The sequence below is a fragment of the Alteromonas nitratireducens genome (genome assembly GCF_040812025.1).
GTDB classification, from domain to species: Bacteria; Pseudomonadota; Gammaproteobacteria; order Enterobacterales; family Alteromonadaceae; genus Alteromonas; species Alteromonas nitratireducens.
The window spans coordinates 128,416-143,633 of the sequence record NZ_JBFNPK010000006.1; the positions used below are offsets into that span (position 1 = coordinate 128,416).

A 15,218-nucleotide genomic window follows, 5' to 3' on the forward strand; every position below is an offset into this window, starting at 1 on the left:
ATGCCACTTACCAAACAAGATGAAAAATAAAATAAAATCAACTATCTCTAAATGCATCTGAGTCAATAGTGTAAGTTTTATATGTTTCAGCTACAGACACACCTAAACCATTTTCCAGAAGATGATGACTTAGCTTTTCTCCATCAATCAAAACAAGACTTATGTTCCTCGCATCTTTTGCTTCAATTTTCGCACCTTCTGTAAAGTAAGAAGAAGTTATGAAGACACCTTTATTAGCATTCTTAGTATTCATCGCTCCAATAAAGCGCTGTATATCTGAGCTACCTACTCCGTTACTTTTCCCATAGCGCTTTGCCTGTATATATACCCGTTCCAATCCAAGTTGATCTTCGAAGATAACGCCGTCTATCCCTCTATCATTCGGTCCACCAACATGAAAAGCAGACTTGTCCTTGTCCCAGCCGAATCCCATTCGGTTGAGTAAATTCAGTACGAGCTTTTCAAAAAAGCCTGGGTCAGAATTGTAGATCGCGTCCATCATTTGGTTTTTAATGTTATTTATATGATCAATATGAAGTTGGTGTATCAGCTCTTCCGGCAGCTCATTTCCTGATGTTTTTTTATTTGCGACTTTCGGATTTAATTTTTCCTGACCATCCCATATTCTATATAACGCTTTGTTTCCTTTCCCCCCATCGGAAATAAAGTGTTTAGTAGGGCTCGCAGATGGGTACTCAACGCCATAGCAATGCTGTCTTAGCTTAGCTCTTACTATTGCTTGAGGATCTTTCGCCCCGAACTCATAAAGCTTCTGTTCAACAATTTTCTTATAAATTTCTGTATATGGTAATCCGTCTTTAAATTTACTTAGGACGTTTTTTATGGCCTCTACTATCGTCATTTCACCAACTCCCAGAAAGCCTTATCACGCATTTTTGTCAGTGTCTTTTTACCATCGATATACAAGCTGTAATGCTTTTCCAGCTTGCGGATGGTTTCCATTAAGTTTTCTTGCTCACCTTTATCATCCACGTTAAAAATCGCTTTGATATCGGCATTGCGGATTTCGGCTACGCGGTGGATTACCCAGGTTAGGATGTACGAAGCGTAGTTATTTTCACCGGTTTTAAAGTGAGTAATATCCTGAGTTGATAGCACCACACCAACACCGTACTCGCGGCCTTCTTTCATAATGCGGCGTAGGCTGGCGAAATCCTGCGACATAAAATTATCTGCTTCATCAACCAGAATGAGCTTAGTTATTTGCCTAAAATCGCCTTGTACTGCAGGTTTGCCGTACTTTTGCATCTGTGAGTAGAACAGGTCCAGTGTTAAAGCGACAACCAAGCTCTGTACTTCTGGCGGGTATTTCGCAAGCTCAATAACAGTTATTCCATCAATCAAATCATACAGACTGACGCATTTACTGTTGTCGCTTTCAAACACCTCGAGTTCATTCAGGCTTTCAAGCGCTGCAAACAATGAGTCCTCGGCGGGTTCACTCTCTTCAAATAGAGCCCAAACATTTTTGATAGTTGGTGCAGGGCGCTGCCACGTTGATGGATCACTTTTGCTTATACCTGCGAGCTCATAAGCATCGCCCACCAAACGGCGTAATTTCAGCTGTTGTTTTGGCCCAAGGTTAAATGCTTTACCCATGGTTTCTGAAAACGCTCGGGCAGTGTGCACCGGCAGCATTGGGGTATCACCAAATAAGCTTAAGGGGTTATAAGGCAATTTATAAAGATTGTATTTCTTAGCACTAGTCGCTTCGATAAACGCATCATCAACATAGTCTGATTTGTAATCGAATATCAGCATGCCGATAGGTGCGCTGTTCACGTTGTTATGCTGGTTACGATAAAGCTGGGTAATCATCGCCTTAGTGAACTGGGTTTTGCCTGTACCCATGGTGCCAATAATACCGGTATTGGTATTCATAAAGCGGGCGGTATTAGTTGGCTCCCAATATAGTGGCTGCTCAGTTCTCGCATCATGGCCGAACAATACCTTAAGCGGACTGTGGCTGGTCTTGTGTTCATTCGCGCTTTGAGTTTCCGTAGGCTGCGGCTTGGCACTTGTATCAACCGGTATAACCGCTGTTTCTTCAGCAGCTTTCCTAAATTCTGTCGGGCTATGCTCAGGGTATGGAATTGCATCCTTTGCTACAGTTTGTGGCTGTAAAAAATACTGCGCAGGCACCCGGAATAAGCTTTCGCTACTTGCTTTAGCCAGCATAGTTTTTAGCGGCTGACGAATTAAATCTCCTAGCCAACCACTAGGTAATTCAATTTTTAAAATTTCCTGCTCTTCGCTGTAGCAAGCATCAAAGAAGGTGCCGTCTTCAACATTTACGAACAAAAAGCCTTGAGGATAATCGGCCAGCTCACCAAGCTGATAGTCACCTTGCAGCCACCATTCGCGTTTTGCGGTTAAGTCATCAAAGTAGCCATCGTCATATAAGTTGTAAAGTTTGTACTTTTCGACTTGCATTAGCACTTGGCGGGCAAATAGGCCTCGATATAACAGCCCTGCTAGGTCACGCTTACCGAGCAAGTCTTCCGTTAGGTAACGTTTTAACTCTAGCGCTTGTAAAAAGCCTTTACTGTGAGTTTGTCGCTTACCGGTCTTTACCTCTACCGGCAATAAATACAACTTGTCGTCTTTAAAACCAGCAAACAATACATCGTCTGAAATAGCACCTTGTTTATAGCCTTGGACTGAACGGGAAAAATCAGACTCGCTAATTTTAAGGCCGATATTACCTGCGACCCGGATCATCTCGGCTACCGATAGTGGCACCCAGGTAATATCTGAATGCGCAAGTAAGCAGTTAACATACTTGTAAGCACCGATGATGCCACGCTTCGCTTTACGCTCATTGGCATTATCAGTAATCATCTTCAATAACCACTCACCATTGAAAGCATTAAACTCTTCAATGTGGCCGCCTTTTTCATCTCGCTCTAACACTTTGCGATACAAATCGGTTTGCTTAGTAAGCGTGATAGCATCGTAGTTAGTCGAGTTGGTGTAGTTATCAGAGTAGTGAATAAGCACCACATCTTTGGATGACTCGAAAAAGTCCAACGTTACTTTTGGATCAATAACACAGGTCCAGATAGAAGAGTCATACGAGCGTTCTAAAAGACTACGGAAACTGTCATTCACCGCCAGTGCCGTCGATTTTGCTTTGCCGTGCTGCTCATTTGCTTTGTACGCCGGTTTTACCAGGCGGTTATACTGCTGCGCCAAGGCTAAGTGTGGCAACTCTGTTGTATCAACACCTTTTAAACCAAACGCTGTAAAGTAGCTATCTTGCTTATTGGCAGCGGCTTCGCCGGCAATGAGGCCGTGACATACTACACCACTTAATTCTTGCGCCGGGTCAACATCAGACCGTTCAACCCGCTGATTATTTCTGAAGAAGCTTATGTGCGCATACTGCTGTTCGCTAACTTTGCTGTTTTCAAACTTGCTGTAGGTTAAGCGGGTGCGCAGCAAATCAACGACCAGATCGGCATATTCTTTGGCTTTACCCTTGGTTAACTCGTAGCGCTGTTTTAGCTCTTCGTGCTTGCCCATGTCAGCAAAACGATCAAACTCGTTGTACATTAGCTCATCGTCGTACAGGCATACATGAATAAAAGGCACTTTGTCTTTTAGAGTTTTAACCAGGTCGACGAGCCCCATAAACAAATCAAAGTTGTCGTGGTTGTTTACCGAATTAATCAGCAATTTCGCTTTCGGACCGCAGTTGAAAAGCATACTAAATGCCGCCTGAAACTCAGTGGCTTTTTCATCAACAAGCTTACGCACATAGCTGTAACTGGTTTCTTGTTGCGGCACTAACTGCAGCCAAAAACTGTTATCTCGCTCGGTTTGCACATAACTAAATTTATGCTTTGGATGATACAAATAAGGCATTAAACCCTGTGGGTTTAACCGTTCTTTTGTAATACGGGGTAGCTCAGCAAAACTCTGTGCCTGCTGCTTATCAGCCAGCATTTGCTCCGCCAGGTACAAATAATATGACAGCACCATGGGGTGCAACGGCGTAATATATTCGGCACCATCAAATACAGCAAAACCAATCAGCATTAATTGCTTTTGTTGCTTATTTAAAATGTCATTCTCTTCGATACCGTTGACCGCTTCTGAAAAGGCGGCTACCACCTGTCGCACCAAGTTAATGTAGTGCTGATCCCAACCGGATAAAGAAGGTAAGCACTTACGTTTAGACAGTTCTGCCAGCAGATCGGTATAAGCCTGCTGTACAGCGGGAAACTGACTAAAATCGGCCGGTGTTAAATTACGCTCTGCCTCATCATGGCGGTATAGCAACTGCTCGGAGACCAGTTGATGTTCCCACTGCAAAATGGTTAGCCGACGGCCTTTTGGTGCAACTTCCTGGTTATCGATGATGATTTTGTTTTTGCTTTTGTTAAACACACCAAAGTAATTTTCATCAAATAACCTCGGGTAACGCTCGGTATCTAACAATAATGGCAGGCTCAAAGCCTCTGAGGCCACGGCACCTTCAACTTCAAAATCCAGGTTGTAACTGTTGGTTTGAATGCTAAAGCCAATCTCAGCGGATTCATTCGCCATCGCTTCAAAATCAACCACACCAATATCGGTGCAGGCAAATACCTGGCCCTGCTGCTCAAGCACAGCTGTTGTCGAGAGGTCTGAAATGCGTAGCTGGTTATCATCGGTCTGTAGTAGCAGCTTGCGCTGCTTGACCTGCACCAGAAAGCTATGGGAGATGTTTTCTAAAGGGAAATCTGACGCTGGCAAAATAACAATTTTAAAGCCGTAACGCTCGCCGGTATTTTCACGGTTTAAGCGAATAAAACAAAACAGTGGCGCGGTAATATCAAAGCAACTAAATTTAACTCTGCTACGTTTACCACCAGCGTTATTGATGCCAACAAATTTAATTTTGTCTTCAGAGACATCTTTTATCTCTATCTGTTCTTTCTCGATAGCATCGCCAATAAACACTAACTCAAAATCAGCGCTGGTCTCACCGGGGTGCAACGATAAAATTAAATGTCGCTCCCGCTTACCGGCTTTTGTAGCGGCTTTATCTCGGCCGATTAAATCAACGGTTAAGCCCTTTTCCTCGTTTTCCAGACTTAAGCCAGCTTTGCGATTTTTCTTCTGTTCTTCGAAACAGGCCCCTAACTCGAGTGTTTTGCGCCAACGATCAGGCTCTGAGAAATGCTCTTCAATAAATTTCTCACCAAAATCGAGCTCACCAAGCTTTTCTACCAATTCGCCAGGGAATCGCTCGGTAATTTGGGCAATTCGGTCATGCAATCGCTGGTTCTCTTCTAAACGTTTTTGGATCTGATCTTTTTGATTTTCATAGCGTTTTAAGTCGCTATCTTGCAGCAAACCCAGTTCATCAAACCTTAAATCACCGTCTAAAATAGCACTGTAAAGCTTGTTAAAACCAAAAACCGTACCACCGTTATCAACAATTTGCTCGTAAACCAAATCGAGCAAAGTCTCTGAAACCGCACGCTGCTGGTCTAGCGGATTAATAAGCTGTTTTAACTCATCTTTTAGTGTATTGGGGTGCCAAACCTTACCTTGCTGCGCAAGGTCCTCAGCAGAATTAATAATCGTATCCAGCATACTGTTGTGCACAACCAGCAAGGCCGTGCCAGCGAACTCACCTTGCTGTCCTGCAACCATATCTCGCAGGCGAGAGATATAATTTTCAGTAAAGCCAGGCGCTTCATTACCATGTAACACAGGAATCAACTTCACCGAGCCTATTTGAATACAAGGTAATGGCGTTTGCACATCGGTAATAGATGCGACTTGCTTTTCCAACAATGCTTTAATCAGTAGCCGGCTGTTGTTGTCGTCTGGTGACTTAAACTGATAGCGAAAACCCGCTTTGAGTTCACTCTGGCAACGGCTGATTAACTGCTCAACCAGAAAGCGCTCAAACTGTTTTTCTGACATATACTGCATCTCCACTATCACTCATGCGCTCAACATTACCGATGCGCTCATAAAACTGCACAATTTCAGCCTGGCTTTGTTTATCAAAAAATACGCCTCGCTGATTAAAGCCTTTAATTAACTCGTTCAATCGTAATGATTCGTTGCTGCCAATTACCAGGTTAGTAAGTAGTAAGAGGTAATCTTGATTTATAACTAATACCGAACCTGCCGCACCACGTTGCTGGATAAAATCGGCACATAAATGCTTAATCGTAGCTTTGGCAAAATTACTATTGATATCGTCTTTATCTTTATTACCGGTTTTAAATTGTTCAACCGATAATTTCAAAACCTGGCGCAACGCTGAAATGCCATCGGACTTATGCTCCACGGCAACTTTGAGAAGTTGCCGGTCTTCTATAAACTTCCCTGCAAATTCATTCAGCATCGTAATTGCTGCTTCAAAGCTCTGAATACTCTCTGATAATGCCCATAAGGGCATTATTTCATCCCGCCCACTCTGCAACATTTCATTCATTGTCAGATAAGGGAAAATAAGTTGAACGTGCTTATAAAGCTGGTGATAACCAAAGTCTTTTAATTGCTGTCGCTCGGCACTGGCTTTTTCGGTATCTAAAATCAAATAATTTAGATGAGGCGTGGGCTCACCTGCAGACCAATTAACTAGGTTATGCGCCAGCTGGCTGGTGTATAAAAAACCATATAGGCGTAAAAAGTCATGGAAACTCTCTAGTAGATAGCGCGGCTTAGATCCCAGAAAGGCTAAGTCTTGCTTAAAGCACTCTGCCAAAAAAGGTAGATAAGGTTGCTCTTTTATAGGCTTCTTCTTGATCTTTGCTTCAGGTTTAAGCGCTTTGCTTTCAAAAACATCAAACAGCACTTGTTCAATAAAGTTAAGCCGCATTGGAGATAAATTAAGCAGCGTTTTGCCACCTAATAAGTTCACAAACATATCGCCGATGCGTTGATTGTGTTTGTTGTCTTCAGCCTGTTCTGAGCGAAAAAGCAAAAACTCAGGTGCAATTTTCAATACATCTGAGGTGTCAAAATACATAGCTTTTAAAACTGGCCAGAAAGCATCATCATCCAATCGTTGTTTTAACTCTTGCTCGCACAACGCTTGAAAGTCAGCCAAGCTCTCTACTGCTAGTTGTTTGCGATACACCTCAGATATGACATTGCCAAGAATGCTATCCCAGTCTAACTCTTTACGCTCATCTTTGGTTCTTAATGGAAAAAACGTATTCAGGCGATTTTTTGAAACTTCTAATTTAGTACTTAAATACACCTGCTTAGCCTCCACTTACTTCCAGTTCACTGCCATCACCCTCTGCGTTGTATAAACGATAACGGCTAGAGCCTCGAAGAATGAGCAGTGTTTTGGCTTTACTCGCGATGTCATGCAGCTCTTCAACCAGTTCGTCGAGTAATACCACCGCATTTTTATCGTGTTTATTTGGCTGATAACCTTCACAGATCCTGTACAACAAACCGAGTAAATTAATGTTTACTGCCATTTTGCGTAACGGTTGTTCATCAACTTTAAGGCAGGCATAAAAGTAACCAACATGCTCAGAATCTGTGGCCGCTTGTAACTTAATAGCAGCATTGTCCTGCTTAACATCAACCTGAGCAGCAATATGGTAGCCACCGCGCGTCGTCAGCAACAATTCGTCCTTTCCTAACTGGGGCGCATTTCGATTATTGTATTTACTGATGGCTGTGAGCAGCACATCCCGATAGAACAGCTTTAGTTCTTGTTTCGCATCGGCGTGCTCTGGCATGTTGTGTAAACGCCATATGGTGGCGTATTTGCCTAACAGGCTATCGTTAAAGTCTGCTTTGAAGCGGTGGTGATAGTTATTACCGATATCCTCATGCTGTAACAGATAAAACAACCGGATATTACTCTCAGGTGAGCGCAGCTTCCTAAAATCAAATCCCTTGTCTCTTAATGCCTGCTTAAACTCCTCAAATTCAGGCTCGTCAATGCCGAGTTTATGGCTTAGCACAAACTGGTCAATTAATTTTGTTCTTAATAGCGCCGGGTCAAAGTCAGCAATCTTGGCGACAATCTCACTTTCTGAACAGGTAAACAGATTTTCCGATAAGTAGTTGTCACCCGCGAACAAGTGATAAATAAAATCAAGCAGGGCACGGGCTGTTAAGAACTGATCTTTCATCAATCTAGCTTTAAACAGTGATTCAACAACAATGCGTTGTACCGAAGGTAGCGATAACAGCTCGAAATTCTGACAAAGAACATTTGCCGGCTCCGGCAAAGCACGCTCTTTATCAAAATACTGACGAATAATATTATCCTCTGGTGCTGTGATACGCTGTATTAGCTGCTCGGTGAATTTTGAGCTGTAGCGGTGAGACTCAAGTTTGAATTTTGGATATTGTTCAAAATCGAGAAAAACAAACTCACTGCTAACTTCACGCTTTTGCAGGAACGCTTTTACAGCCAGTTTGATCTTGTCGTTACCGCCCTCTTCGGCGTAGTTACCAAGCATACCGGTGTTAATACCGACAACTAACGACAAACTACCCGAATCATAATCTGCAAAAACCTTATCTAATCTTTGTATTGCCGTTTCTTGTGGGCCAAAACTATGAGTAGCATCTAGGTGAAAGTGGGCTTTATGCTTATATTGCTTGGAGTAGCGGGTTAATATTTCTGATTTACCGTCACCGCTGCTTCCACACAGGAAAATAATTTTCTTCTCACCAAAACTGAGCGATTTAAGCTGGTTATGGAAGTCATTTTCGATGTCGGTTTCGACGTAAAGGTAATTTTTAACTTCATCTAGCGCATCACTTTTTGCAAGCTCACGCTCAGTTTTAACCGCATAAGGCGAGGATTTAGAAAGTACTCCAAGAACTTCTCTAAGCCGCATATCTTCAGCTACCCTATTGAATAGGAACGGCTTTATTACCGCTCCATGGTAAACAGCGTGTAATGCACATTACCAGAAAAGGAACTTAGGGCAAGGGTCAAAATCTATGTGCTAGTTGATTAGAAAAAACAAGATGAGTCACAATATGGTCACCATTTGGTCACCGGGCATAAAAAAAGGCCTCGCTTTTCAGCTAAGACCTTAATTTATCTGGCGCACCCGATAGGATTCGAACCTATGACCTTTGCCTCCGGAGAGCCTTAAAAATGTTGTCGTAAATAGAGGTTTTATTTGGCGGCAAACGGCGAAAAGTGACGAAATAAAACCCTAAGCACTTGTTTTATAAAAAGTTTAGCGATATCAATTTGTAACGATTAACGCCTACTTTTTCAGACACAGAAACGTTCATATCTCAGTTTGTGTCTACAATTTTCTATCGTTATGGTCACATCCTGGTCACGAGATTGACCCTAGCGCCGAGGTAAAATACCAAAAAATTAGTCCTAATCAAAATATAAAATTTAAGCGAAGTTTTTAAAATCTCAATTACGAACTTTTTGAAAGAATTGAGAACAGATTGGTTGATTAGCTTCATTTCAAATGTAAAAGGATTTATTATTCGTCGCAGGATTGTTTTTCACGCTGTTTAAACGCGCAATTTCAGGAATATGAATATGGATTTTCGTCATCTCAGTGCAATGATTCTCGGCATCTCCACAACAATAATTATAGGCTGCTCATCCACCAGCGAAAGTACAGCAGTATCTGATATCAACGTTCAGCGCGAAGGAACAGTCATAACAGATACGCTGGAGAGAAAGCGTATCAGTGTTCTGGCGTCAGATTTAACGCAGGGCGAAGACATGCGTGAGGTTTATAAAGCGTATGCAGCGGACCCTGCCATCATCAACGATGTTGAAAAACTGCAAAAGCACGATGAAGTCTCCCGCATCGGCATGTCACACCTTTTTGGCGACGCAGTTTCAGGTTCAGTAAACAGTAAGCTTGGTACGCTTTTTTCAATGGGCAGCCTGGCGTTCAATTTGGGAAGAGATCTCTTCTCTGGTGAGCAGGAGGTAATTGTGCAAAGAGGGTTCGCCCCCTCACTGGTTGACGACATCAAAATAGATTCTCCCGATGAGGCCCGTCGGTTCCTGCACGACCAGCTTGAGTCGTCACTCGACCGTTTTGTCAGTGAGCATAACCTGACTATGGGATGCGCCTCTTCACACTGTGATGAGTTCAGTGGCACCTACGAAATCGATGTGACAAACCTGAATATGCCTGGGTATACCCAAAAGAAAGTTTATGTTTTCTATCTGCACCCAAACATCTGGCAGGCAACGGAAGATCCCATTCGCGATATCGCTCTCGGGTTTAAATCACAGTACAGCAACAACGCGATGGTCAGAGGGTTCTTAGTAAGTATTTATGGACTTCCTGAAAACGAACAAGGAAGTGGAATCCAATTTTCTGAGCAAAACTTTGCAGATCGATTCACCTTTGAAGAGCCAGCCAATGCGCAAAACCTGCTGATGACGCCCATGGCGCAGCGCTTGTATAACGGCATTTATTCCAACCCTTATATGTTCATGGCTATCGATACGCGCCAAATGAAACGCATTTTTTATAACGGAAAGGTGTATGGCTTTAACAAGCGGAATAACTTAGAAGAAGGTTTTGTAGACAGAGTTATTGAGCTGGATAGTAAGCCCACTGACATTCAGCCAATTATGTCATCTTTATAAACTAAAACGGGGCTGAACCCAAATGACTGGAATTCCCCTAGCACACTAGGCACATCAAGTCGCTTGGCCTTATCAGCAACCGAGTAACCGCGATCAACAACTTGTTTAACCGCCTCTATCTTAAATTCTTCGGGGTAGCGTTTACCGCTCATAAGCACCTCTCTTTCAGTTAGTTTATCTAACTAAGAGGTGTCTAGGAACTTAGTGGCGATTCAATGTCAAACCATTCCGATAGGGTTTCATATGCTGATATTCAACTGTTTTATTCTTAATACTCATTGAGCAACAACCTAAGACCAGAAAAGCCTCTTGAAACATCTATTTTGTATGCAGCGGCTTGATGTTCGTTCGTTTTAAACTGCGGGCAGTAGCCTTTACTATTAAAACCACTGTAGTTCGAACTTGAAATATACCGCGACCCTCTTCTTTGGTGTATGGACACCCCATCAATTCCGCCAATCTGACGGTCCAGATTACGAGCTGCTTTGGGATGAACACTAAGGGTTAGAGTGCCGTTTTTTAACCCAGATTTTCTGCTGATGTAAGCAATAACTTTTTCACCTTTGAGAATGGCTAATTCCTTAGATGTTCTCGATTTGTTGGGTCTGACACTGAGACCTATCTTGGCTAGTTCTTCCTTTATCTGGCGTTCCACACTTTCAAGCATAAACCCGTCATTAGGGGATACCAAAACTGAACGGAAAGTATGTTTAACCCCATTCTTGGAAGTATTGGTACGGCTTTTCATTTGGCTGTGACGAACTATCGGTAAGTCTTGTTTTGATGAGTAAATGCTCCCTTCTTTTTGAGTACCACGCTCAGTAGGAGTTGTAACACCAAGGTTCGATAGTTGAGTAAAAAGCTTAGCCTTCGAGCTATCAATAGATACTGGGTTTGTTTTCATCGACAGTGCATCTCGTTCTTTTTTTCCAAGGAAGTAAGCAATTCGTTCTGCGTTTGCGCCGGATGGATGTGGTAAGTGCGATAAAATCTGATTCGACTCAATCACGCCTCTTGTCACGAGATAATTTAAGACCTCTTCAACACCGTTTCCCAAAGGGATATAAAGTGTGTCACGACCTAATTCACAGCATTCGGATAACAAGTAGCTGTCTACCATTTTTTTCAATAGTGGCTGCTTGAGAGCATTTTTGGCCGAGGTAATAGGTTTCCCGTTAAGAAGAGTTGGGTAACGAAACACTGATGTACTATGGAGCAGATGTGTTTCAGACGAAAATAATTGTTCTGCTGAGTTCAAACCCCAATGTTGAGTCAGGCCCACGTGGTCTAGAAGTGCCACTAGATTACTTCTTAGTGCACCGGAAAAACTGGCCGTAACTTTTGCTTTTTCAGATGCTGTTGTCAAAGACTCGCCTTTATTAAGTGCATCTCGGGCGCAGCAGTTAGCAATGTCAGCTTGAGTAGAGCCAGGTGAAATACCTATGATGCAAATTTTTGCATCCTTATTAACGGAGTCAAATGGAGAAAAATAAACGTCAGTCTCATTACTGCTATCAATATGCAGTTCCTTTGTAAAAGGTGTCCCTTTCACATAATTAATTATGCTGTCCCTGAACTGCTCAAAATAATTGGATTTCACATTAAGCTCCTTAAGGTTAAGTATGCGGTCTTTCCCGCCGTCAGCCGATCACCTCAGAAGTGTCACTTTTCATGTGGTAACCCCCATTCGCTACCGCATTAGTAGGTAATATCACTTTCCATAGACAACGAGAGAGTTGAGGCTCGGTTGCGGGTGTTATTGCTCCCCACCGCCCGCTGGGGTATCAACGCATTTTTTCTAAAATTCCAGTCGACTATTTGCACGCAGCCATCGCGTCGCTTCTTCGAAAGTTATATATGTGAGTCGTCCTTCCTTGATTACCGAAATACGCCTATGCTCTGGCGTTGATGGAGACGCCAAATTTCTAATAGCGCGTTCAGTTTGGTAGCCACTTAACATTGTCAATTCTCTAAAACTAAAGTGCTCTTCATGAACTCCCAGACGATAGACATTCTGGTGATGCATCTCGAAACTTGGGCAGTTGCCGCTATCCAATAGGGAACCGAAGTGAAGCTTTAGATGGGCAAAAAAGGCAATGAACAATCTGTGGATTTTGTCACCTTCGTAATAGTCATCCATCACACCATTCTCTGATAGAGAGTGATAGCTTAGGCATGGAGATAGGGTCTCAGATAGGAAATCATTCATCCCTCCCATTGTTAAACCTTCGAACATGTCTGTATTGTTTTTATCTGAAACGAACACTGCTTTATCCTTTTCGACAAAGCAGAACTGGTAGATTTTTAATAGGTTGCGGTACAGCGTTGTGTTCGCATATTCAACATGCTCTGAGTTATTTTGGTTAAATTGGATAGTGATGGTGTCATTTTCCTCTTGAGCAAAAGTATGCTCCATTTCCAGGTAACCCATGTTTATGAGATCTAAATATCGATGTACAGTCTGTTTGACATAGAAAGCCATCTCCATGATGTCCAACTCTGAGAACGGAGGATTATGTACTATTTCATTCACTTTGATACTCAAGGACATGTTTGCTTCCAAATAAAGTTACATTGATAATGTAACCTAAATATAGATTACATTGATAATGTAATGCAAGAGTTGCGAGGAATAAATCTTATGAGTTCTTGTAACCCAATGTTTTATTTGCTTATTTTTTTGGGCTGTAGTGGGAAGAGCGTTGAGGTAGTTTTTGGCTATCAATGGTCAAACGACATTCCAATGTCACTAGTATTGATGTCCACTTCCCCATTCATTTTTCCAGCATTTTCTTACGCCGAGAAAATCCTTCGGACTTAAGTTTACGTTTCACAGCCTGCAAAGAAACATCTAACTCGCTAGCAATATCAGTGAGCTTCACCCCTTGATAAAACCTGTCAATAAGAATACGTAAGTCATGACTTGACCATTTATGGTGCTTCACACCTGCGCTTTTTTTCAGGCCCAACATTTTTGCTCTTCGCATGACTGCCTGCACTGATACATTAAAGTATTCAGCTAATTCTTCATTTGTCTGAATGTAATAATTGCTCTTCAAATAACCGTCTTGCTCGCAGGTCCATGCGTAGTCGTTAGGTCTTGTAGCGCCAATATTTCCTTTTTTATCCAGCTCCAGGGTTCTTGCTCTTCTCAAAACAGCATATTTTGATACACCCAATGCTGTTGCAATATCTACGACTCGCATACTTACCCAATTTTCTCTCAAAAACGCATCTGACACATGGGTCCACTCGAATTTTTGCATAATTTTCTCCCAGATTAGGTTTGAGGTAGCGCCCTAAGGCACTTACTACTTACTCTGTAAAAAAACTCCTATCTTGGGATTAAGCTTAAAAAAATATACAACGCATTTTTATTCATCTGTTTTGCTTGAGCCGTCACCAGTACCTTCCCGTAAAAATATGTATTGAGCTAAAGAATGCCTCAGAGCAGCCAAAACCAACGGCCGGTTCTCCCCCATTTTCACGGACGGTTTGCTATAAACGTCAACGTGGATAACGGAACCATCGAATATTTCAAAGCTCTGGTCTCACATCTCAGTTCGGTATTGTCGATAGTAGATGCGCATCTTTTAGAACGTCGAAGAAGCCACCGCATGATCCGTTGCCAGCAGAATAACCAGCAGCACTCACTCTGCTTCTACTCTATAAATTCAAACACGTGAGCAACTTCTGGTAATCGCCGCCAGGATATTACTTCCCTGTATAGCTTCGCTCCGATTTCGGCGATTCGTCCTGCGCAGAAAGCTGCAGTTTTTTGCGCTGGATGCTAACAACAGTCAACCATGTCCAGAACCCAAAACTTCTTTGTGAGCGGCACCGATGACAGCATCAGGGTACTTTTTGAGCATTGATTTAGCTGTATAGCCTGACAACCAGCTATTTATAGATATGAACCACAAAGCTAATGAAATATCAGAACGCCCGGCATCCCTGAAGATGCGAATTATCTCAGAGAGCGCTTTTACTGGTTTACCGTCATCACCGAACGCATAACTTGGAAATCGGCTTTTCCCCTGACAGGTTAATGCAAAGACTTTTCCAGATCTTTTCCATTTGCTTGGCTGACTGGACGGATTAATTCCGGCATAGCCCGCTCTCTCGCTCACTTCTTTTGCCGTAAGCCATTTATCTTGAGCAAAAATTGTTTGTAACAATTGAGCAGTTGAATATGTGTTCAAGGCTTCAGCCTGTTCTGAAAAATCTACCCTTGGTTCTTCTTTGCCTTCAGAGACTTGTTGCTTATTACTTTCTTTGACCATAAGCCTTACCGTTTTTTCGAATAATTCGTTTGAACACAAAGGACTACCTTATGTTGCTACCCCCTTGCAGGAATTAACTCTATCCACTCATTCAGTACAAAACGCTGGGTATCATTTATTCCCCATGCTTCAGTGCAAGGCTTTCTCCCATATTAAAGAAGCGTTCGAAAGCCCTACCTGCTTAACCTGCTAATAAATGCATAGCGCATTTTATTTATCTTGTTTTCGCCTAAACCGCCACTGACGCTTTCCTGTTGATCTGTCCATTGGATAAAAAAATGTAGTCAGTGCAGCCAGAACGAATGGCACTACCAGTAGTGCCGCAAGCCCCCATATCTTCC

9 protein-coding genes and 1 pseudogene are annotated in these 15,218 nt (G+C 42.5%); 1 reads left to right on the forward strand and 9 read right to left on the reverse strand.

The features are described 5' to 3' along the window. Window positions 1-37: 37 nt before the first annotated feature. Genes AB1N33_RS07635 through dptF form a run of 4 tightly spaced genes read right to left on the reverse strand, consistent with a single transcriptional unit; the run spans window position 38 to window position 8,846 of the window. Complete coding sequence (locus tag AB1N33_RS07635; protein WP_411270955.1) at window positions 38-862, reverse strand: restriction endonuclease; 825 nt, start codon at window positions 860-862, stop codon at window positions 38-40. Further along, window positions 859-5,943 carry a DNA phosphorothioation-dependent restriction protein DptH gene (gene dptH, locus AB1N33_RS07640; protein WP_411270956.1) on the reverse strand — a complete coding sequence of 1,695 codons (5,085 nt, stop codon included), beginning with the start codon at window positions 5,941-5,943 and terminating at the stop codon, window positions 859-861. Before dptH ends, AB1N33_RS07635 begins: the two co-directional genes overlap by 4 nt. Continuing rightward, window positions 5,924-7,249 (reverse strand): DNA phosphorothioation-dependent restriction protein DptG, encoded by a 1,326-nt coding sequence (dptG, locus tag AB1N33_RS07645; protein ID WP_411270957.1) that lies wholly within the window; start codon window positions 7,247-7,249, stop codon window positions 5,924-5,926. Before dptG ends, dptH begins: the two co-directional genes overlap by 20 nt. Next, window positions 7,239-8,846, reverse strand: a complete 1,608-nt coding sequence (gene dptF, locus AB1N33_RS07650; RefSeq protein ID WP_411270958.1) for a DNA phosphorothioation-dependent restriction protein DptF — start codon at window positions 8,844-8,846, stop codon at window positions 7,239-7,241. Before dptF ends, dptG begins: the two co-directional genes overlap by 11 nt. Window positions 8,847-9,520: 674 nt before the next feature. Here dptF and AB1N33_RS07655 point away from each other — a divergent pair. Next, on the forward strand, window positions 9,521-10,594 hold the full coding sequence (locus tag AB1N33_RS07655; RefSeq protein WP_411270959.1) for a hypothetical protein: 1,074 nt from the start codon (window positions 9,521-9,523) through the stop codon (window positions 10,592-10,594). A 50-nt stretch (window positions 10,595-10,644) separates the two neighbouring features. On the opposite strand, the pseudogene AB1N33_RS07660 reads toward AB1N33_RS07655, so the two are convergent. The 5 genes and pseudogenes from AB1N33_RS07660 to AB1N33_RS07680 all read right to left on the reverse strand — a co-directional run. Continuing rightward, window positions 10,645-10,746: pseudogene (locus AB1N33_RS07660) on the reverse strand (transposase); the annotation flags it as partial. Window positions 10,747-10,862: 116 nt separating this feature from the next. Continuing rightward, window positions 10,863-12,194, reverse strand: coding sequence for a hypothetical protein (locus AB1N33_RS07665; RefSeq protein WP_411270960.1), 1,332 nt, complete (start codon window positions 12,192-12,194; stop codon window positions 10,863-10,865). A gap of 198 nt (window positions 12,195-12,392) precedes the next feature. Continuing rightward, window positions 12,393-13,145: a hypothetical protein gene (locus tag AB1N33_RS07670; RefSeq protein WP_411270961.1), complete on the reverse strand. Its 753-nt coding sequence runs from the start codon at window positions 13,143-13,145 to the stop codon at window positions 12,393-12,395. A gap of 223 nt (window positions 13,146-13,368) precedes the next feature. Continuing rightward, window positions 13,369-13,860, reverse strand: a complete 492-nt coding sequence (locus AB1N33_RS07675) for a hypothetical protein (RefSeq protein ID WP_411270962.1) — start codon at window positions 13,858-13,860, stop codon at window positions 13,369-13,371. A 534-nt stretch (window positions 13,861-14,394) separates the two neighbouring features. After that, window positions 14,395-14,877, reverse strand: a complete 483-nt coding sequence (locus AB1N33_RS07680) for a hypothetical protein (protein ID WP_411270963.1) — start codon at window positions 14,875-14,877, stop codon at window positions 14,395-14,397. Window positions 14,878-15,218: the final 341 nt, after the last annotated feature.